The following is a 19795-nucleotide window of genomic DNA, read 5'->3' as shown; positions in this document are numbered from 1 at the left end:
TATGAGTCAACCTGAGTCCAATCCGACCCCGGACAAAAACGGTAATTTTTTTAATAAAAACCCCCTAATCACTTTTGCGATTTTTTCAATCGTCGTTATCATTCTGTTTAAAGCGGTAATCGGTGATGAAAATGAACTGGCCGGAAAAATAAACGGTCAAAATGTAACCCGCACCCAAGAGATCAGCTATGCCGATCTGAAAAAATTGATTCAGAACAAAGAGGTTGAAAAAGTCTCTATCGGGCAAACCTATATTCGGGCAATCGGGAATACAACGAACGGAAAAGTAGCTTATACGACCCGTATTGTGGGACCGGACGCGACACTTATCCCTTTGTTGGATGAGAAAAAAATCAATTATACGGGATTTAGCGAAAGCAACTGGTTTACCGAGATGTTCGGATGGCTTTTCCCGTTCTTGATTATTATCGCAATTTGGATGTTTTTTGCAGGTAGAATGCAAAAAAGTATGGGAGGAGGTATTTTGGGGATGGGCAGTTCAAAAAAACTGGTCAATTCCGAAAAGCCGAAAACAAAATTTGATGATGTCGCGGGTGTTCAGGAAGCGAAAGAAGAGGTTTTGGAGATCGTAGATTTCCTGAAATTCCCGGATCGCTACGTTGAACTGGGTGCCAAAATCCCAAAAGGGGTATTGCTTGTCGGTAGTCCCGGAACCGGTAAAACACTTCTTGCCAAAGCGGTAGCGGGAGAGGCGGAAGTTCCGTTCTTCTCGGTTTCCGGTTCGAGTTTTATCGAGATGTTTGTCGGTGTCGGTGCCGCACGTGTCCGTGATCTGTTTGAACAGGCAAAAAAAGATGCTCCGTCCATTATCTTTATCGATGAGATCGATGCGATCGGTAAAAGCCGTGCCGCAGGCGGTGTCATGGGCGGTAATGACGAACGTGAACAAACCCTTAATCAGCTCCTTGCAGAGATGGACGGTTTCGGTACCGATACTCCGATCATTATTTTGGCAGCGACCAATCGACCTGAAATTTTGGATCCGGCATTGCTCCGTCCCGGACGTTTTGACCGACAAGTTTTGGTGGACAAACCGGATTTCCAAGGGCGTATCGATATTCTAAACGTTCATATCAAAGGGGTTAAGCGGGATAATGATACGGATGTGGAAGAGATTGCACGTCTCACAGCCGGACTCGCCGGTGCGGATCTTGCTAACATTATCAATGAAGCGGCACTTTTAGCGGGGCGTAAAAGCCAAAAAACGGTTAAACAAACCGATTTGCGCGAAGCGGTAGAACGTGCGATTGCCGGGCTCTCTAAAAAGAGCCGACGTATCGATGAAAAAGAGAAGCGGATTGTCGCGTATCATGAGAGCGGACATGCACTGATAGCAGAGACGACCAAAGGGGCTAAAAAAGTTTCTAAAGTCTCTATCGTTCCACGCGGTTTGGCAGCACTTGGATATACCCTTAACACTCCCGAAGAGAATAAATATCTGATGCAGCGTCATGAACTGTGGGCAGAAGTAGACGTGTTATTGGGTGGTCGTGCGGCAGAAGAGGTCTTTATCGGTGAAATCTCTACCGGAGCGGCTAACGATTTGGAACGTTCTACCGACATTATTAAATCGATGGTACAAATGTACGGTATGAGCGATGTAGCCGGTCTTATGGTCCTTGAAAAACAGCGTAACTCCTTTTTGGGCGGCGGTATGAGTCAGGGACGTGAATACAGCGATAAAATGGCTGAAGACATGGATACCTTTATTAAAGAGTCCCTCCAAGCACGCTATGTGGATGTCAAAGGGCGTTTAGAAGAGTATCGTGAAGCGATTGAAAAAATTGTGGGACTTCTCTACGAGAAAGAGAATATTTCCGGAGATCAGGTACGAGAAATCATTGAGACATTTGAAAATGAAAATAATATCGAAACAAAACTCGAACCGCGTAAAGAGACACCTTCGAGTAGAACAATAATTATCGACGAATAAAAGGAGAACCAGATGAGCGTTCAACATGATACCTTTATCCTTTCAAAACGGGGATGGCTACTATCCGGTGTAATCGGAGCGCTCTTTTTGTTTTTTATGATGACAGGTTTGCATCTTTTTGAATTTGTCACGGGTGCATTGCTGTTGGCCGTGTTGGTTATTTTCCGGAACCCGGAACGCAATACGTCGGCAACAGAACCCGATGGAATTATCAGCAGTGTTGACGGTGTCGTCCTTTCGGTTGAAGAGACGCTGATAGACAGCCAAAAAATGATCAAAGTGACAATCATGAATTCGCTCTGGGATGTCTCGATGCTTCGTGCCCCGTTTGACGGAGTTGTTGAAGGGTTTAAAATCCGTCACGGCGCTTCATTGCCGCTTTATAATCCTTTATCGGATACGCTTAATGAAAAAGCGGTTATCTCATTCCGATCTCACAAAGGTGATGAAATTTTTATCGAACATCTGAGTGAGCAAAGTTGCTTTCCGATCGGGATTGAATTGGAAAAAAGCCAAAAGCTCAAAGAGGGGAGCCGTTATGGCTTTTTAGCCAAAGGACGCAGTATTTTGTACCTCCCTGAAACAGCTCGTGTATCGGTAAATGCCGGTATCACTGTCCGTGCAGGTGAAAGTGTTATCGGATATCTGAACGCAGCATAAGCGCATACATTCGCGCTTCTTCGCTCTATTCGCCTGAAAGGAAGTTTCTATGCGCCAATCTCCTCCTCCTATTGCGTATATCCTCCCCAATATGTTTACCGCTGCTTCCATTTTTACCGGTTTTTATGCGATTGCTTTAGCTCTGACGCATGAATTCAGCTCTGCGGCATGGTTTATATTTTTAGCATTGATATTTGACGGTTTGGACGGACGTGTTGCACGCATGACAAATACGGCAAGCCATTTCGGTGTTGAGTTCGATTCGTTGGCGGATATTGTAGCCTTCGGCGTTGCCCCGGCATTTATTTTGTATTTATATGTTGGGGATATGTACGGACGACTTGGAATCGTTGTTAGTGCTCTTTTTATTATCTTCGGTGCAGTCCGTCTTGCCCGTTTTAATGTGACTACATCCCGGATAGAACCGAGTGTATTTATCGGACTTCCAATCCCCACAGCAGCTATTATGATCTCGATCGCTATCTTACTTTTGGAACATTATCCTTATTATCATCACTATAAGGTTTTTATCCTCCCTTTTGCCGTCGTACTGTCGGTTTTAATGGTCAGTAACATCCGCTATCCGAGCTTCAAAAAGATCAATTTTAATACATTTCATTTTATGCGTTTTTTAATCAGTTTGATCGTTATCGCGTTGGGGGTATTTATTTATCCGATTGAAGGGATGGCTATCTTGGCGGTAGGATACCTGCTTTACGGGCCGTTACGCGCCGCATTTTATCTCCTACGCCGCTTAATCGGTCACAGAGGGTGATATTTTTTCGGTTCATTGACGAGCTTGTTCGTATCGATTCCAAAATCGAAATAGCGTGAAACAAAGCCCGTGTTCCCCATTTTGGCAAATTGGGAAACGGCACCCGGATTGTTGCGGATTTGCAAATAGAGTAATCCAAGAGCATACCGGCTTTCCGGAAAACTCGGATTTTTGAGTTTTGAGAGTTCTAAGAGGGCAATAGCATTTTCATAGTGTTCTGCACCGATTGAAGCACAGGCTCCCATAAACAATGTATGCTCATCGCGTATTTTATTCTCGTCTATCAACTGATTGTAAAGCGTATAGGATTTTTCGAAATCTTGATTATAAAAATACGATTGGGCGAGTGCCCCCAAAATATCCACGGTATGATCTGTTGTGGTTTGAAGCCGATTCTCTAACCGTTGGATAAATGGGGTCAGTTGTCCCGTCATCATTACAATTAAGATTGCACGGTCACGGGTGATCTGCGGTCCGAAGTCCAGATCATCATAGTGAAATGTTTGCTTTTTGAGATAATTGATGGCGGAGGAAGCGTACGCTTTGGTTTTTTGATCTTCGAAGTGGGTGTCAATATAGATCATATGGGGAAAAATATCGTTTGGTTGGAGTTTGACGAGTCTTTCGGAACTTGCGCGTACCATATCGTATTTTCCTAATTCGGATGCGATAATGAGTTTAAGAGCAATATAAAGGGACCGTTCTTTATAGGTATTTTCCAGCCATTTTCCGGCACTCGGGAAATTATTTTGCGCGATATCATTCAAAGTGCGATAGAGCTGAAACTCTTCCGTAGCAGGCTCTTGGGAGAGATTGTCTTGCAAAATTGAGATCAGTTTTGGATTGGTTTTACCGATGATATCAGAACTCATAATGGCAAAAATTCCTGCCATATAATTATGGGCATCGAGGTGGTAAGCACGTAAAAAATGGTCATATGCATCGGTGAAATCACCCAATTGAGCATAGGTAAGTCCTAAATTATAATGCAATATTGAGTGCTGAGGATTGGTTTTGAGAAGCTCCAACAGTTGTTGGTTTGCATCCCTCAAACGAAATTTAAGCGCTTTTTGGACAGCCAAAGCGATTCCGTAATCAACGCTGGAAGCACGAGTACTTTTTTGGAGATACTCTTTAGCACTTTGGATATCGTCGATATAGATATTGGCATTTCCTTTGCGGATATAGTTGATCGTTTGATCTGGATTGTAAATTTTGTACGGTGCAAAATAAAAGACCGTTTGAAAGGTTTTTAGATGGCTATTGCTTTTTTTATCCCGGTAGAGGTGTTGAATGGCATCCGGGTTAAAAAGTGAAGGTTTAAGAAACACCCGAACCGGATAGGGAGTATAGACTTGATCCGGATACGCATCCGTAGTTTGTTTGATCAGATTTGCGGCATCTTCCTGCGCACCGGATTTAAGGTTGATAAACGCTAAAGCGAGTTGTTCCTGTATCGGTTGTTTGTTTTGGATAATGGCATCATTAAGATATTTCTTCGCTAAATCCAACTTACCGATGTTGGCATACATTAAGCCAAGAGAGAACGAATCTTCTTCTTGGAATGGGTTTTCCAATGTAGCGATTGCATCGTTGTAGCTTCCGAACATCGCATTGATCTTTGCCCGGAGTTTATTTTGTGTTTCCTGATACTCTGTGGTCGTCGGGTGTTTGAGGGCACTGAGCGCTTCGAGATAACGCCCTTTGTAATAGTTGATAAGGGTGTAATAATACGAATACATGGGAGCGTCACTCTCTTGAGGGAGAAAGCTCTGCGCTTGTTCGATATAGGTGTTAAAATCGTTTTCACGTCCGAGATACAAACAGCAAACTGCGGCATTGATAGCACTGACACACTGGTTTTCATTGTTGGCGATAGAACGTTTAAAGTTTTCCAATGCCCCTTCGTATTCACCCTCTTTGAGCTGAACGACACCTAGATTGTATTGCGATATCGCTTCGGAATAGAGGGCGATCTTTTCATAGAGTTTCAGTGCCTCGGTCGGATTGCCGTTCGCATAGAGATAGTTGGCACGTTGAATCATATTTTCGAGTTCACTCGGCTCTATTATCGCTTCTTTCGGTTTTTGAGGGCGTTCGACGGTTATAGGTTCTTCAGGGTGTTTTTCTTTTGACTTGCCATGCAGGAAGAAAAAGAGCCATGTTCCTCCGCCTGCGAATAAAATCAGAGCGAAAACAGAGGCTATAATAATAATCAGCCGTTTATTTTTTAGAATACTTGGCTTTTCGCTAGAAGGTTCAGAAGTGTCATCTGCCGTTTTTTCGACACCGGCAGCATCCGATTCTTCAATGATGATTATCTCTTCTTGCTCTTCAGCCATGGGCTCTCTTTAACCTTTTAGAGGTATTTTTGCAATACGGCAGGAATGACGATGCTACCGTCTTCTTGCTGGAAATTTTCCATAATAGCTATCATCGTCCGACCGACCGCTAAACTTGAACCGTTTAGGGTATGGGCGAGGATATTTTTACCCTCTTCTTTGTAACGGATTTTTGCACGGCGGGCTTGGAAGTCTCTTGTATTGGATACAGAGCTGATTTCACGATAGGTATTTTGTCCCGGCAACCATACTTCGAGATCGACCGTGCGCGCTGCACCGAATCCTAAATCACCCGTGCAGAGAGTGACAAGACGGTGAGGAAGGCCGAGTGCCGCCAGGAGATCGGATGCACATGCAACCATCTCGTCAAATACCGCGTCGCTTTGGTCGGCACGGGTGATGGAGACGAGTTCGACTTTGTGAAACTGATGCTGACGGATCATACCGCGCACATCACGTCCGCCGCTTCCCGCCTCTTTACGGAAACATGAGGTGTATCCGGTCATTTTGATCGGAAGATCGGCACCGTTTAGAATCTCATCTTGGAAGAGGTTCGTGAGGGGAACTTCGGCAGTAGGGATCAAATAGAGTTCTTCTTCTTCGACTTTGAACAGATCTTCTTCAAACTTCGGAAGCTGTCCCGTCCCCTCTAAGGCACGACGGTTTACGAGCATCGGAACGCTGTACTCTTCAAAACCGCGCTCACGGTTAAAATCGAGCATAAAATTGATGAGGGCCCGTTCCAATCGAGCACCCATCCCGCCGACAACGCTGAAACGGCTTTTCGCGAGTTTGACACCCCGCTCAAAATCGATCCAGTTGTTTTGCTCGGCAAGTTCCCAGTGTTCTTTCGGAGTAAAGGTAAATGTCGGAGGAGTGAGGACTTTGCGGATTTCGATATTGTCGTTTTCATCTTCGCCGTCGGGTACATCGGCATCGGGGATGTTTGGGACACGCATAATGATCGCATCGAGAGCCTCTTCAGCGGCACGTTGAGTGTCGAGGAGATCATTTAGAGTTGCTTTGTTGGTATCGACTTCGATTTTCAGCTCGTCGGTACTTTTCCCCTCTTTTTTGTATTGCCCGAACAGGCGGCTGAGTTCGTTTTGTTTGGCTTGTAATGTCTCGTAAGCGAGTTTGGCGGTTTTAAGGGTTTCGTTGGCGATTTTAAGTTCGTTGATTACGGATGCGTCCACTTTTTTACGCATAAGAGCAGCGGCGGTTTCGTCAAAATTTTTCTGGAGAAGTTTTACATCGATCATAAAGGGTCATTCCTGCAATTAAATAGTGATCGATTATAGCCAAAAGAGGCTGAAATTAGCTCAAAATCGCCTTGGCTAACTCAAACTGATTGGCAGTCATGATGTGGATTTTCGGATGGAGCGCTTTGAGTTCTTCGAAAAGGTTTTTACTGAGTTCAAATCCGACACGGTACTCTTCTTCCGGACCGATCAGCGATGCGGCTTCGAGTGCTTCTACCCATGTGGTTGGTACAAAAATTCCCGGAACGTTTTCATCCAAAAAGCGGGCAGTACGGAGTTTTGTAATCGGGAAATAGCCTAAAACAAGTACGCAATTGCCATTGTTTTCGCTGTTAGCATTTTCCATCATCTCTAACAGTTTTTTTGCATTTTCGAGATCATATACGGGTTGGGAGATGATTGCAATAGCTCCATGGGCTACTTTTTTCGACATCTTTTTTTGCAATGTTGCGGCACTTTTGGAATAGGCATCGATAACGGCGAAGGGGAAAATCTCTTGGACGGGGGCTATGAGCTTTTGTTCTGCTAAATCGGTTCCGTTGTTTAGTGTAGCAATGATATCGAGGAGGAATTTACTGTTCCCCTCAAATACCCCTTTGGCATGTGGCTGATCGGAATAATGGGCGCTATCACCCGTGAGGGCGAGGATGGCACGGACACCCGATTCGTTCGCTCCGAGAAGGTCGGACTGGAGTGCAATACGGTTACGGTCGCGCATGCTCATCGTCGCTAACGTCGGGAGCCCAAAACGATCTTGAAGTTTCATTGCGGCAAAGAGGGCGTTGTATTTGAGTTTGGCGAGCGGATTGTCTGTCGTACTGAATCCGTCTACCAGTTTGTCCAGACCTAAAGCGGCGATTTTCTCAATAGTAGGGGTAAACTGTGCCGAGCGCGACGGCGTGGTCTCAAGGGTAATATAGGTTCCGTGACGGAGTTTATGGATAAATGATTCGAACAAAAGCTACCCTTGGATATAATTGCGTCATTATAACAAACAGGATAGGCTCTTTTGATTAAATTAGCAGTATTTGATTTTGATTCAACCCTTATGGATGGGGAGACGATCGATTTTTTTGCCCAAGCACTCGGAATCGGTGAGCAAGTGAGTGCAATCACCGAGCGGGCGATGAATGGGGAACTCGACTTTTTTGAGAGTTTGCAACAACGTGTCGGGCTCTTAAAAGGGCTGAAATTTGCACAGGTGGAAGAGATTTGTCAAAACCTCCCTTATATGCCGGGAGCAGTCGAAACGATTGCTGCGCTCAAAGAGCGTGGGATTAAAGTCGTTTGTTTCAGCGGAGGGTTTCGTACTGCAACGTCGTATGCAAAAAATATCCTCGGATACGATGCCGATTTCTCCAATGTTTTGCACGCTAAAGAGGGGAAATTAACCGGACTTGTAGGCGGGGATATGATGTTTGATTTTTCCAAAGGGGATATGCTGCAACGTCTTCAAGGGCTCTTCGGCGTTAGCGAAGCAGAGACGATGGTGGTCGGCGACGGTGCGAATGACCGCTCCATGTTTGCCCATGCAGGAACCAGAGTGGCTTTTTGCGCCAAAGAGATTCTCAAAAAAGAGGCAAATATTATCGTTGATACCAAAGACCTCACACAAATTATTACAAAGGTGTTTTAATGCTCGAAAATTCTTTATGGTTGCGTTACAACCCTACAAAAACAATCCGCGAAGTCTTGGCCCGTATTTATGAATGCAGCGCTGTTGAAATCGGTGATGACGAACGAGAACTGTACGCGTCGCTCAAACGTCATTTGACGAAAAAAGAATTCCGTATGATCATGATGAACGAAGCGGGACTTTCACCTGAAGAAATCGGGGCTGAAGTAGGGCTGCACGGTGATGAACTGGCCAAAGCACAGTACAAAGCGTACCGCAAAGTTCGCCAGGATAAAATCCGTTTGGAAGTTCGAGCGAGTAAAACAAAAGAAGAAGTTCCTTCAGAGGATGACGAAGCATAAATGTGTTTTTTTGATACATTTTTGATAAAATTGTGCTGTTATTAAATATTTTTTTGTTTATTAAACATCTGTTTATTGTTTCTGAGTTATCATTAACTTGATCAAGGCATCTTCACCTTTTTTTCGGAAATGTTGGAGGTGCCTTACACTAACTTCAAGGAGAACGATATGACAAAGTCTATTTCATTCCTTCTTGCGGCAGTAATTGCTGCAGGAATGATGAGTACAACTGCATCAGCTGATGACAAAAAAGGTCAAAAAGCCTATTTGAAAACTTGTAAAAATTGCCATGGCAATGGTACAAAAGGTGCAGCAATGCATACACAAGATGAATGGGATGACCTATTTGCTAACGGTGGTGCAGCTATTATCAAAAAACATGCCGGAACAAAAGCAGAGCCATTCTTTAATGGTGATACATTTAAAGCAAATTCACAAGATCTTCGTGACTTCTTGTTTATGTACGGTTCAGATTCTGGGAACGTTCCTTCTTGCGGCTGATGCCATTTCCCCTTTTTGGGGAATGACTTAAAAATCTTCAATCGTTTTAAATTCTATTACCCCATACGCCGGTTCTTCATACGGATGTACTTCTTTTAATCTTTTTAGCACCGCTTTAAGTATTTCAGGTTTGCAGATCATCTCTATTTTTATCTCTTCAACTTTTTCGAGCGTACTTAACGATCCTAAAAAAGGGTTTGACCCTTCAAGCGGTCTAAACTGCCCGACTCCGCTACTTTCCCAGCTGCATTGATCATAGTTTTCATAACGGCCTGCACCGGCATCAAATAGGGCATTTTTTACCTTTTCAGAAGCGATGATCGGAACATAGACGAAGAGTTGATAGAGCATTTGATCTCCTCTATTAGAATTTCATTAAACATGACACTCAATTATATCTTTAATCCTTCCATGCACCCTTTAAGCTACAATCGTAAGATGCAATAGACAAGGGTAAAAATATGAAAATAGTCATTTGCGGGATGAGCGGATTTGTGGGAAATGCAATGGAGCATTTTTTCACGGAGCGAGGCGATACGGTAGCTGCAGTCAGTGTACGATCTTCGACATCGGTTGAAACGTTAGTTCAAAAAATCGAAGATGCAGATGTTATTATAAATCTTGCGGGTGCCAATATTCTGGGGCGTTGGAGCAGTAGCTACAAAAATACGTTGCGTCAGAGCCGTTTGGAAACAACCTCTAAATTAGTGGAAGCGATAAAACAGTGTAATAACCCTCCTCATACATGGCTCAATGCATCTGCTGTCGGAATCTACGATGCCTATCATCAGCATGATGAATCTTCCCAAAATATGGGGGATGATTTTTTGGCTTCTTTAGTCCGGGATTGGGAATATGCCGCTATGAAAGCCGGCTCTGACTTGACGCGGGTATGTGTCATGCGTTTTGGGGTGGTATACGGAAGGGGCGGAGCGATGGCTAAAATGCTTCCTCCGTTTAAAATGGGACTGGGTGGGAAAATGGGGGATGGATTTCAGATGATTTCCTGGATTCATTTGGATGATCTGGTACGGGCAGCGGCCTTTTTGATCGAACACAACGAGATTCGAGGCATTGTCAATTTTACATCTCCCGAACCGATCAATAATTTGGAACAGACGAAAGCAATGGGAAGAATTTTACATCGTCCCACTTTTTTTGATCTTCCCTCTTGGGCGGTCAAACTCGCTTTCGGCGAAGGCTCAATCGTGATGCTCGACTCCAAAGAGGTTTACCCGAGGGTACTCCAAGAAGCAGGATTTGAATTTCGTTACCCTACATTTGACAGTGCGATGGAAGAAATTGTTCACGTCCCAGAATGAGGAGCTCTTCATCGAGATGATAAGGGTGCAGTGCGACCTCATCAATCGTTTTAAAATTGAAATGGCTTTTGTTGTAGCAGATGACCGAATGGGTTTTACCTGCCAATAATGCATCGATGGCATACGTAACAAATTTGTAGGCCATTAAGCGATCGTAAACACTTGGATTCCCGCCTCTTTGCGTATGACCCAAAACATTAACACGTGATTCAAACCCTAACTCTTTTTCAAACCATTGAGCAATCTCTTCACTGTTTTGCAGTGCTTCAGAGACGATGGTGATAAAATAATCACGACCTTTTGCTATTTGAGACTGGAAACACCCTTTATAATCGTCGATATTGACCGGAACTTCAGGGATCAGGCATAACTCCGCACCTGAGGTAATAGCGGAAACAAGTGCCAAATAACCGCAGTTTCGCCCCATCGTCTCAATAATAAAGGCCCGACGGAACGAGGATGCCGTATCCCGGATATCATCAATCGAATTTTTGATAACGTTCAGTGCCGTATCTACCCCAAGACAATAATCGGTACCGTTGATATCGTTGTCGATAGTAGAGGGGATCCCGCAGAACGAGATACCGTGTTCAGCATAAAAGCGTTCCATCCCCCGAAAACTTCCGTCTCCCCCTAATACGATCAGCATGGTAATCCTGAGGCGTTTGAGGTTATTCGCCGCGATGGTTCGGTATGCCGGATCTTTGAACCGGATAGACCGAGCAGAACCGATCTTAGTTCCTCCGCGCGTGATGATTCCTGCCACATCGGTATAGCTAGCAGGGATAATCTTATTGTCGATCAACCCTTCAAACCCTCTGTGAATAAAATAGGGTTCCATCCCTTTGGCATAGGCATATTCGACAAACCGTTTGAGGGCCGGATTCATTCCCGATACATCTCCGCCGGAGCAGAGTATCGCTATTTTTGGTTTCATCTTTTTTCCTGTATAAGATTTCTCATCCATTCCATCACTTCCGTAGAAAGCTGCCGGGTTGCTTGAGTGAGGGCAGTTACTCCCCCTTTTGCATCATTCGTAGTTGCAGGTACGGTTACGGTAAAGCGTTTTGATCCGATAGGCAGTTTGGTTGTTGTATCGATGAGTCTGTAGGTGATATCGATAAATCCTTCACTTTTATCTTTTGATGAAAATCGGTGATAAAAAGCGTTCAGATCCGATTCAAGCACCCAGTCGGCATGTGCTGAAGATGTCGGAGGTAAAAGAGAAGCAAATAATCCTTTTTCCTCTAACGAAGCTGTGAGTATTTGTTGGATCAATACTGAGGGGGTATCACTCCACCGGCTGTAAAGATAGGCTCCGCTTTCTCCCCCTTCACGAAGGTAATACAGATTTTTGGACGCAAGAGAAGGGAGTGTCTTGCTCGAAGCGATACTAAGTGTATGAGACGATAACGGGGCTGTCTCTTTTACAGAATGCTCATACGGAAGAATCGTGTACTCATTGATAGGCGGAGTGAGCGGAGCGGAACATCCGATGATCAGCAAAGAGCTTAATAAAAAAAAGAAAGGGTATCGCATGGTTATTCTCCGGGTCCGGGTTTTGGGGTGGATTTTTTAAACAACAGGTCGGAAGGGCTTTCGCGTAGATTACGCAATGTCAATTCCATTTCGTTGGTGAGACTGCGGGTTTGGTCAATCAGGTCACTCAGTTCTGAGGATGCCGGGGTGACAATGGCACGGACATCGTAATCACCGCGATCAAGTGACGCCTCCAGCTTTCGAATCAGGGCATGGCTCTCATCTGAGGTCGCATTGAGCGATTCTAGGGTAGTGCTCATTTTGGTCTGCATAAGTGTATTAAAGTTTCCGGATGAGGTTTTGACACTGACTGCTGCTTCTTTCATGGATGCCATAGATTCGGTGGCATTGGTTTCCAGCACAAGACTTTGTGCCAAAAGTTGTTTTACCTGTACCTGATATGCATCGATTTGTGCCGTAAGTGAGCGAAGGTGATCCAATGTTTGAGCCACGTTCTGAACATTTTGATCACTGAAAAGCTGATCGGCGTGATCCAGCGTAACGGAGAGCTTAGCGGCGACTTTGCTGAGCGACTCATCAAGGCGAGTGATCAGTGAAGGGGAGGTAGGAATAGTGGCGATGGCATTGGCACCGGTGGTGAGCAGAGGGGCATCTTTGCTTCCGCCGACAATTTCGATAAATGCCAGCCCTGTGATACCGTAAAATTTGAGAACGGCACTGGAATCGGTCTTAATCGGTGTCTCTTTTTTGATTTTTAGGGTGAGTTCGACCTCTTCACTGTTTCTCGGATTGATTTTGATCGATTCGACCATTCCGACATCGACCCCGTGAAATTTGACTGCCGCTTCAGGTGCTAGTCCTGAAACCGACTCTTTGATATAGACGCGATAGCGATGATAGTTCCCATCATCTTGATTGTACTTACCGAGCCAAAAGGCAAAGGCAATAAGCGCTGATGCTAAAATCAAGACAAAAACCCCTACGACGGTGTAATTAACTCTCGATTCCATATGACCCCTTTTGGAAGAAATAATTGACGACGGGATGGTCGATTTGGAGCACTTCATCCAAAGTCCCTTCTGCGACCACCTTTTTATCACCCAGCAACGCAAACCGATCAATGCTATGGTGTATAGTATCCAAATCATGTGTCACCATGACTACAGTAAGCCCAAGCAGGTCACGTAATTGACAAATCAGGGCATCAAATTGCCGTGAGCTCAGCGGATCGAGACCGGAAGTCGGCTCATCCAAAAAGAGCAGTTTCGGATCGAGTGCCAGAGCACGTGCGAGTGCTGCACGCTTCACCATCCCTCCGCTGAGTTCTCCAGGATACAGATAGCGTGCATGTGCCGGAAGTCCGACAAGGTCGATTTTTAGAGCTATGAGCTCATCAATCAGTTTGGGAGGAAGATCGGTGTTTTCATGGTAGAGCATGGCAATATTTTCACCGACACTGAGCGAAGAGTACAAGGCACCTGACTGAAATAATACTCCCCATTGACGTCGAAGACTCTGTGCTTCGAGAGGGGTAATCGTCTCCAAATTAAATCCCAATACCTTCAGGGAACCGCTTTGAGGGCGCTGCAGGAGAATCATTTCACGCAGAAGGGTCGATTTCCCAGACCCGCTTCCCCCTAAAAGGGCATAAATTTCATTTTCATATACGGTGCAGTTGATATGATCATGGATGATTGTATCACCGAATGCGGTGACGATATCGCGTGCTTCGACCATGATCCGTTTCATAATTTCAACTCCGTGAGAAGAACGGAGAAGATCGCGTCACAGGCAATGACCAGAAAAATTGAGTTGACAACGCTCTTTGTTGTGTATAAACCGATGCTTTCGGTATTCATGGAGACTTGGAATCCTCGGTAGGTACTGACCATCGCGATTAAAAAAGCAAAGAATGGCCCTTTGACGATACCGATGATGTAATGTTTGATTGGCAAGGCTCCCTGAAGACGGTGTATAAATTCGCTAAAACTCAAATGCGATTGCGCCTGTGCGATGACCATTCCACCGAATATACCGATGAGATCGGCAAAGAAGATCAGCAAAGGCATGACGATCATCAAGGCAAAAACACGCGGCCATACGAGAAACGTAAAGGTGTCAAACCCCATCGTTTTCATTGCATCGATCTCTTGAGTCATTTTCATCGCACCGATTTGAGCCGTAAACGCCGAACCGCTGCGTCCTGCTACTACGATTGCAGTTATGAGCGGGGCAAGTTCACGCGTCAGTGAGATACCGATCATGTCGACGATAAAAATATCGGCCCCGAATTTCTGCAGCTGTACGATACTTTGGTAGGCCACAACTACCCCGATCAAAAAAGCGCTGAGCGCAATAATCGGAAGGGCAGTAGCTCCGGTAGCAAAAATATGGGCCATAATGGAGCGGTAACGGATTTGAGTCGGGTGGAGAAGTGTATAGAACAAAAGGACAAACGCTTCTCCCAAAAAAGCTAAAAATTTTCCGATTCCGAGTATGCTGTTATGCGTTTCGCGTCCCAAAACAAAAAGCCAAGAGGGCACTTTCGGAGGGGAGAGCGGTTCATGGGATTTAGAATAGAGAAGTTTATAGAGCTGTTCTTGGTCTTGTTTGGCACCGACAAGTTTGGATTCTATCCCATCTTGTTCATATGCACGGGTATAGAGCTGCCACAGCGCGATCCCTGCCGAGTCGATTTCATCAATTTTGGACACATCCCAAATCACGGATGACTTCGGATGAAAAGCCTCTAACTTATAAGCGATACGGCTTATATGAGGCAAAGTCCAGACACCACTGCATTGCAATAGGGTATGGGAAACGTCATCGACAATCTCGATTCCTGCAGGTGTTGAATTTTGCATGACCTATTATAACGAAACGAAATTGATTGTGGAATATTGGTTATAATCGCGATTATGAAAAAGATTCGTTTGCGCTTAATTTTACTATTGTGGTTTATGGCATCAATGAGTATTGCCAATACTCACGTCCACCACGATTTAAACGAACATGACAATTGTGTCAAATGTTATGCGTACAATCTTATGAGCGGTGCGGATGCCCCTATTTCTGAGCCGATCCTTTTTAATACTCCCCAATTCGACGTCGTTCTTCACCCCGATTTTACACGTGTACTAGCGCGTCCGAATACCTGTTTTAATCCTCGTGCACCCCCTTCTCTCTAACCTTTTGTACATCTAAATCATTATTATTTATTATCGGAGAAACTATGGTTAAAAAAATCGTACTCTCCCTAGTATGCACCGGTGCATTGTTTGCCGGTAATACTGAAGTGGAGCAGTTAAAACAACAAATGGCGCAGCTGCAGAAACAATTGGAGCAAATGCAGCAGCATATTGCGGCTTTGGAAGCTCAAACTCCGAAAGAAACAGCTGTAGCGGAAGAATCGCTCGAATCGATGGAAAAAACATCGACAGCATCGGTGACGACACTGCTTCCGGATATCGCATTGATTCTTAACGGCGGATATACGTCACGCAATGTCGGCAATGACACATACGCAGCTGCCGCTATTCCCGGATTCGTCGAAGCAGGCAATATGGAGATACCGTTTAATGCGAAAGACGGTTTCAACTTCAACTACGCTGAAGTGGCAATGAGTTCGACGGTCGATCCCTATCTGGATGCAAGCGCGATTTTTCACATCCGCGGAGACGGCGGAATTGAAATCGAAGAGGCCTATTTTGTGACCCGTGCACTCGATTACGGTTTGCGCTTCAAAGCGGGGAAATTTAAAAGTGCTTTCGGACGGGTCAATGAAAAGCATCACCATGCATGGAACTTTGAAGATCAGGAACTCATTAACAATGCCTTATTCGGTCCGGACGGTCTCGGCGGTGCGGGAGCCCAGCTGCAATGGGTAGCACCGACGTCGCTGTATCTGATGGCGGGATTTGAGCTCTTTAACGGAAACCCGTATCAAGGGTTCAGTGCCAAAGAATCGGCTTCTACGGCCGTAGGATATCTGAAAACCAGTACCGACGTTGCAGATGCAACCCTCTTGGCAGGACTCAGCTACGCTCAGGGCAAATCGGAAGTTCAAAATCTCGATGGATTAGGCGACCCGATACCAAACAGTTTTACCAATTACGGTCAAACACGTGTCTACGGAGCCGATTTGACGCTTGAATACCCCTTTGAAAACTACGGACAGTTGATTTGGCAGAATGAATGGATGCAACGGGATAAAGATGTCGAAACATTAACGCAGAGACAATCGGGATATTACTCCGAACTCCTCTACAAAATCGATGAGAACTGGGCAATGGGGCTCCGTTACGATGATATCTATCAAAACCGTACCGGCGATTCTCTAACCAGTATTGATCATCTGCACCGTACCAGTGTCAAACTCGAATACAAACCGTTTGAGTTTTCCCGTTTTCGCCTCCAATACAATCAAGATCATTCGAAATATATCGACGATCAGGCAAAAACGATTCATGAAGTGATGCTCAACTACACATTAGAACTCGGCGCTCACGGCGCTCACGCATTTTAAGGAATACCTATGAAAAAAATAGCTCTTGCACTGTTGTGCTCCCTGCCGATCTTCGCATCGGTTCATGTCGCTGCGGCGTACCCGTATATCGGGGAACTGACTAAAACTATTGCCGGAGACAAGGCTGAAGTGAGCGTTATCGCCTCTGCTTCGTCGGATCCCCATTTCGTGACACCTCGTCCTTCATACATCGGAATATTGCGCTCAAGCGATTTGTTGATCCTCAACGGAGGCGGTTTGGAGATTGGATGGATTCCGCCGCTTTTGGCACAAGCCAACAATGCTAAAATCGTCCAAGGTTCACAGGGGTATTTGGATCTTTCCAGATACGTCAAAATGATCGATAAGCCTGTATCGTTATCTCGTGCACAGGGCGATGTCCATGCCGAGGGAAATCCTCATTACGCACTCGATCCGCATATCATGCCGACATTGGCAAAAGTGATTATGCTCAAGCTTTCTGCTATGGATCCGGCCAATAAAAACGTCTATCATGCCAATTACGACGCGTTTGTAAAACATTGGTCGGACAAACTGGCGCAATGGGATGCCGCCATGGCTCCGTGCCGCAATACGCAAGTCGTTCAGTATCACGAACTTTTCAACTATTTTTTTAACCGTTACGGTATCCGTACTGCAGCAACCATCGAACCGTTACCGGGCATTTCGCCGAGTTCCAAACACACCATGGAAGTGATCACTCAAATTCGCAGTGAAAAGATCCCGTTGATCACTCAGGATGATTATCATGAGCCGAAAACTGCGCAGTTTATTGCCGAAAAATCGGGTGCAAGGGCAGTCATTTTGGCTCATGATGTCGGGAATGGCTCTTTGGATAAATGGTTTGATACCTTGGTGACACAAACGTGTCTGCGTTAGAGATCTTATGGCCGGTTTTGATACTGGCCTTTATTCTGGTAGGAATCCATACGATTTTCGGTTTGGAGATCATTCGCAGAGGGGTTATTTTCACCGACCTTGCCGTCGGGCAAATCGCTGCGGTAGGGATTGCGCTCAGCAGTGCTTTTTTCGAAGGGAAATATCAAGTCCCGCTGAGTTTGGGTTTTGCTCTCTCGGGTGCTATGCTCATCGCTTATGCTACCCAAAACAGTCGCCATATCGAGGCGTTTATCGGTTTATTGTATGCACTGGGAGCTTCTTCGGTCATGATCGTTCTAAGTGCCGGCAGTGAGGGCGATGAGCTTTTCAAACGTTTGATGGCGAATGATATTTTGTTCGTCATGAATGATGAAATATTAAAGGCGGCAGGAATCTACAGTGTGATTGCATTGCTCTATTATGTCATCTACCCAAAACTCAGCGGATTTTTGAAAGAGCTTTTTTTCTTTGCCCTCCTTTCGGTGATGGTCACTACTTCGGTTCCGCTGGCAGGCGTACTGGTCGTTTTTACGCTCCTCATCGCTCCTGCATTGGTTGCATTACTACAAATGCGAATAAAGCCGATATTATTTGGATGGGGATATGGATGGTTTTTTGTCTCCTTGGCATTGGTGCTCTCGTATCATTACGATTGGCCGACAGGCTATAGCATCGTTTTTGTCGGGACATTGATAACATTGGTAAGTGTTTTATGGCTTGAAAAGCGCCGTTTATAGGCGAAATTGGCACGTCCTTTGCTTAAAGCGGAAATAGAATGTGAAGGAAAAATAATGATTATAAAAATTTTGGGGCTTTGTGCTGCAGTATCCATTAGTCTTTTTGGCGCCATCGATAAACATCAACTGGATAATTTGAAGATTGATGCAATGGTGGTAAAAGATTTAAAAACCAAACATATTTTGTATTCGAAAGAGGGTGACAAAAATCTCAAACCGGCCAGTTTGACCAAAGTAATGACCGCATTGCTTGCGATCAACAGCGGAAAAATGAATCATGTCGTCACAATCACGCGGGAAATGACCAAGGTTGAACCGACAATAGCGGGGTATAAGCGGGGTGATCAGATCGTACTGAGCGATTTGGTGAAAGCGGCGATGATCCAGTCGGACAATGACGCGGCAAAAGCGATTGCGATTGCAGTCGGCGGGGATGAAGAACATTTTGTTAATATGATGAATGCACAGGCTAAGCGCATCGGTATGAATCATACCCATTTTGAAAATCCGTGCGGATATGATGAAAAAGATCACTACTCGACACCAAATGATCTTTTAAAATTGACCGAGTATGCGATTAAAAATCGAAAATTCAACGAGATCAGCAAACTCAATAACTACACCTACTATTCGCAAAACAACCATAAGAAATTTTGGGCCTATACCCACAACCGATTGCTAAACCGGTACGAATATGCGGTAGGGATTAAAACGGGGTACACTTCGAAAGCCGGAGCGTGTTTGATCGCACGGGCAAAAAAAGACGGGAAAGATTGCGTGATCGTTATGATGCATTCTAAAGAAGACCGCTGGAAAACGGCAAAAAGTATTTTTGAGCAGGTATTAAACAGTTAAAAACTTGTCTATAAACTCTTTATAAATCTTTTCTTTTTTCCCTTTGCTCATCGCTGCATGGGCTGGTGAAGTAGAGGGAAGCAATACCCTCTCAATCTCCAAATCTTTAAAATATTTTACAAACAGATCATGACTTTTTTTTCCCGTAAATCCGAGCGCACGGATATTCGGATAGTCACGTAACAGTTTTTCAAAATCATTTGGAATACAGTTTTTAAGATTCGTATCGCTCGAATTACTCCGCTCGCAACTCCCGATGACGTCCCATAACCCAATCCCTTTTTCCAAACAGAATGTTTTTTTAGCCTCATTGGTTTCCAAACGCACATCAAAAATCTCTTCGAGGATCGGCCAAAATGCGTTGCGCGGATGGGCGTAATAAAAAGCTTGTTCGAACGACGCGATACTGGGGAAACTTCCAAGAAACAAAACACGGGTTTGTTCATCAAGGATGGGGGGAAAGGGGTGCTCAAAATAGTTCATTCTAAAACTTTACCTTACCTTAA

At 44.9% G+C, this 19795-nt stretch carries 22 protein-coding genes; 12 read left to right on the top strand and 10 right to left on the bottom strand.

The genetic code is table 11. The annotated features are described in order from the left end of the window. Position 1 precedes the first annotated feature (1 nt). The 3 genes from ftsH to pssA are packed head-to-tail and all read left to right on the top strand — an operon-like array spanning position 2 to position 3389. The gene (ftsH, locus tag PHE37_RS06795) at positions 2-1954 is read left to right on the top strand and encodes an ATP-dependent zinc metalloprotease FtsH (RefSeq protein ID WP_299995263.1); all 1953 of its coding nucleotides are present in this window, start codon (positions 2-4) and stop codon (positions 1952-1954) included. A gap of 12 nt (positions 1955-1966) precedes the next feature. Then, positions 1967-2614: a phosphatidylserine decarboxylase gene (locus tag PHE37_RS06790; protein WP_299995262.1), complete on the top strand. Its 648-nt coding sequence runs from the start codon at positions 1967-1969 to the stop codon at positions 2612-2614. Between the two features lie 49 nt (positions 2615-2663). Then, the gene (pssA, locus tag PHE37_RS06785) at positions 2664-3389 is read left to right on the top strand and encodes a CDP-diacylglycerol--serine O-phosphatidyltransferase (protein WP_299995260.1); all 726 of its coding nucleotides are present in this window, start codon (positions 2664-2666) and stop codon (positions 3387-3389) included. Here the strand turns inward: pssA and PHE37_RS06780 are convergent. From PHE37_RS06780 to PHE37_RS06770, 3 genes are read right to left on the bottom strand one after another with little or no spacing between them, the layout of a single operon-like run. Continuing rightward, entirely contained in the window at positions 3377-5731 is a 2355-nt protein-coding gene (locus PHE37_RS06780) for a tetratricopeptide repeat protein (RefSeq protein WP_299995258.1), read from the bottom strand. The genes pssA and PHE37_RS06780 overlap by 13 nt on opposite strands. 17 nt (positions 5732-5748) lie before the next feature. Further along, positions 5749-6993 (bottom strand): serine--tRNA ligase, encoded by a 1245-nt coding sequence (serS, locus tag PHE37_RS06775; RefSeq protein WP_299995256.1) that lies wholly within the window; start codon positions 6991-6993, stop codon positions 5749-5751. A 55-nt stretch (positions 6994-7048) separates the two neighbouring features. After that, positions 7049-7951, bottom strand: coding sequence for a methylenetetrahydrofolate reductase (locus PHE37_RS06770; protein WP_299995255.1), 903 nt, complete (start codon positions 7949-7951; stop codon positions 7049-7051). A gap of 51 nt (positions 7952-8002) precedes the next feature. Here PHE37_RS06770 and serB point away from each other — a divergent pair, with 51 nt between their 5' ends. The 3 genes from serB to PHE37_RS06755 all read left to right on the top strand — a co-directional run bounded on the left by serB (position 8003) and on the right by PHE37_RS06755 (position 9471). Continuing rightward, positions 8003-8629 (top strand): phosphoserine phosphatase SerB, encoded by a 627-nt coding sequence (gene serB / locus PHE37_RS06765; protein ID WP_299995253.1) that lies wholly within the window; start codon positions 8003-8005, stop codon positions 8627-8629. Then, the gene (locus PHE37_RS06760) at positions 8629-8970 is read left to right on the top strand and encodes a hypothetical protein (protein WP_299995251.1); all 342 of its coding nucleotides are present in this window, start codon (positions 8629-8631) and stop codon (positions 8968-8970) included. Before serB ends, PHE37_RS06760 begins: the two co-directional genes overlap by 1 nt. A gap of 168 nt (positions 8971-9138) precedes the next feature. Continuing rightward, positions 9139-9471 (top strand): c-type cytochrome, encoded by a 333-nt coding sequence (locus tag PHE37_RS06755; protein ID WP_299995249.1) that lies wholly within the window; start codon positions 9139-9141, stop codon positions 9469-9471. Between the two features lie 27 nt (positions 9472-9498). Here the strand turns inward: PHE37_RS06755 and PHE37_RS06750 are convergent, their stop codons facing one another. Continuing rightward, complete coding sequence (locus PHE37_RS06750) at positions 9499-9822, bottom strand: NGG1p interacting factor NIF3 (RefSeq protein ID WP_299995247.1); 324 nt, start codon at positions 9820-9822, stop codon at positions 9499-9501. 110 nt (positions 9823-9932) lie between these two features. On the opposite strand from PHE37_RS06750, the gene PHE37_RS06745 reads away from it, so the two are divergent. Beyond that, positions 9933-10793, top strand: coding sequence for a TIGR01777 family oxidoreductase (locus PHE37_RS06745; protein WP_299995245.1), 861 nt, complete (start codon positions 9933-9935; stop codon positions 10791-10793). Here PHE37_RS06745 and PHE37_RS06740 read toward each other — a convergent pair. From PHE37_RS06740 to PHE37_RS06720, 5 genes are read right to left on the bottom strand one after another with little or no spacing between them, the layout of a single operon-like run. After that, the gene (locus tag PHE37_RS06740) at positions 10747-11730 is read right to left on the bottom strand and encodes a 6-phosphofructokinase (RefSeq protein WP_299995243.1); all 984 of its coding nucleotides are present in this window, start codon (positions 11728-11730) and stop codon (positions 10747-10749) included. The two genes, PHE37_RS06745 and PHE37_RS06740, sit on opposite strands and share 47 nt — an antisense overlap. Beyond that, the gene (locus PHE37_RS06735) at positions 11727-12332 is read right to left on the bottom strand and encodes an ABC-type transport auxiliary lipoprotein family protein (protein WP_299995241.1); all 606 of its coding nucleotides are present in this window, start codon (positions 12330-12332) and stop codon (positions 11727-11729) included. The genes PHE37_RS06740 and PHE37_RS06735 overlap by 4 nt, the downstream gene beginning before the upstream one ends. 2 nt (positions 12333-12334) lie before the next feature. Continuing rightward, positions 12335-13303: an MlaD family protein gene (locus PHE37_RS06730; protein ID WP_299995239.1), complete on the bottom strand. Its 969-nt coding sequence runs from the start codon at positions 13301-13303 to the stop codon at positions 12335-12337. Further along, entirely contained in the window at positions 13287-14042 is a 756-nt protein-coding gene (locus tag PHE37_RS06725; protein ID WP_300008341.1) for an ATP-binding cassette domain-containing protein, read from the bottom strand. The genes PHE37_RS06730 and PHE37_RS06725 overlap by 17 nt, the downstream gene beginning before the upstream one ends. Then, positions 14039-15157 carry an ABC transporter permease gene (locus PHE37_RS06720; RefSeq protein WP_299993366.1) on the bottom strand — a complete coding sequence of 373 codons (1119 nt, stop codon included), beginning with the start codon at positions 15155-15157 and terminating at the stop codon, positions 14039-14041. The genes PHE37_RS06725 and PHE37_RS06720 overlap by 4 nt, the downstream gene beginning before the upstream one ends. Positions 15158-15253: 96 nt before the next feature. Here PHE37_RS06720 and PHE37_RS06715 point away from each other — a divergent pair, with 96 nt between their 5' ends. Genes PHE37_RS06715 through PHE37_RS06695 form a run of 5 tightly spaced genes read left to right on the top strand, consistent with a single transcriptional unit; the run spans position 15254 to position 19289 of the window. Further along, positions 15254-15481: a hypothetical protein gene (locus PHE37_RS06715; protein WP_299993365.1), complete on the top strand. Its 228-nt coding sequence runs from the start codon at positions 15254-15256 to the stop codon at positions 15479-15481. Positions 15482-15525: 44 nt separating this feature from the next. Beyond that, positions 15526-16818 carry a hypothetical protein gene (locus PHE37_RS06710; RefSeq protein WP_300008339.1) on the top strand — a complete coding sequence of 431 codons (1293 nt, stop codon included), beginning with the start codon at positions 15526-15528 and terminating at the stop codon, positions 16816-16818. Positions 16819-16827: 9 nt separating this feature from the next. After that, positions 16828-17697, top strand: coding sequence for a zinc ABC transporter substrate-binding protein (locus tag PHE37_RS06705; RefSeq protein ID WP_299993362.1), 870 nt, complete (start codon positions 16828-16830; stop codon positions 17695-17697). Beyond that, positions 17685-18434, top strand: coding sequence for a metal ABC transporter permease (locus PHE37_RS06700; RefSeq protein WP_299993360.1), 750 nt, complete (start codon positions 17685-17687; stop codon positions 18432-18434). The genes PHE37_RS06705 and PHE37_RS06700 overlap by 13 nt, the downstream gene beginning before the upstream one ends. Before the next feature lie 54 nt (positions 18435-18488). Further along, the gene (locus tag PHE37_RS06695) at positions 18489-19289 is read left to right on the top strand and encodes a serine hydrolase (protein ID WP_299993359.1); all 801 of its coding nucleotides are present in this window, start codon (positions 18489-18491) and stop codon (positions 19287-19289) included. On the opposite strand, the gene PHE37_RS06690 is transcribed toward PHE37_RS06695, so the two are convergent. Continuing rightward, positions 19278-19772, bottom strand: a complete 495-nt coding sequence (locus PHE37_RS06690; protein WP_299993357.1) for a DNA-deoxyinosine glycosylase — start codon at positions 19770-19772, stop codon at positions 19278-19280. The genes PHE37_RS06695 and PHE37_RS06690 overlap by 12 nt on opposite strands. Between the last annotated feature and the right edge of the window lie 23 nt (positions 19773-19795).

The organism is Sulfuricurvum sp. (assembly GCF_028681615.1).
Taxonomy (GTDB): domain Bacteria; phylum Campylobacterota; class Campylobacteria; order Campylobacterales; family Sulfurimonadaceae; genus Sulfuricurvum.
Note: the sequence above shows the minus strand (reverse complement) of the source record. Positions and strands in the feature narration are given on the sequence as shown.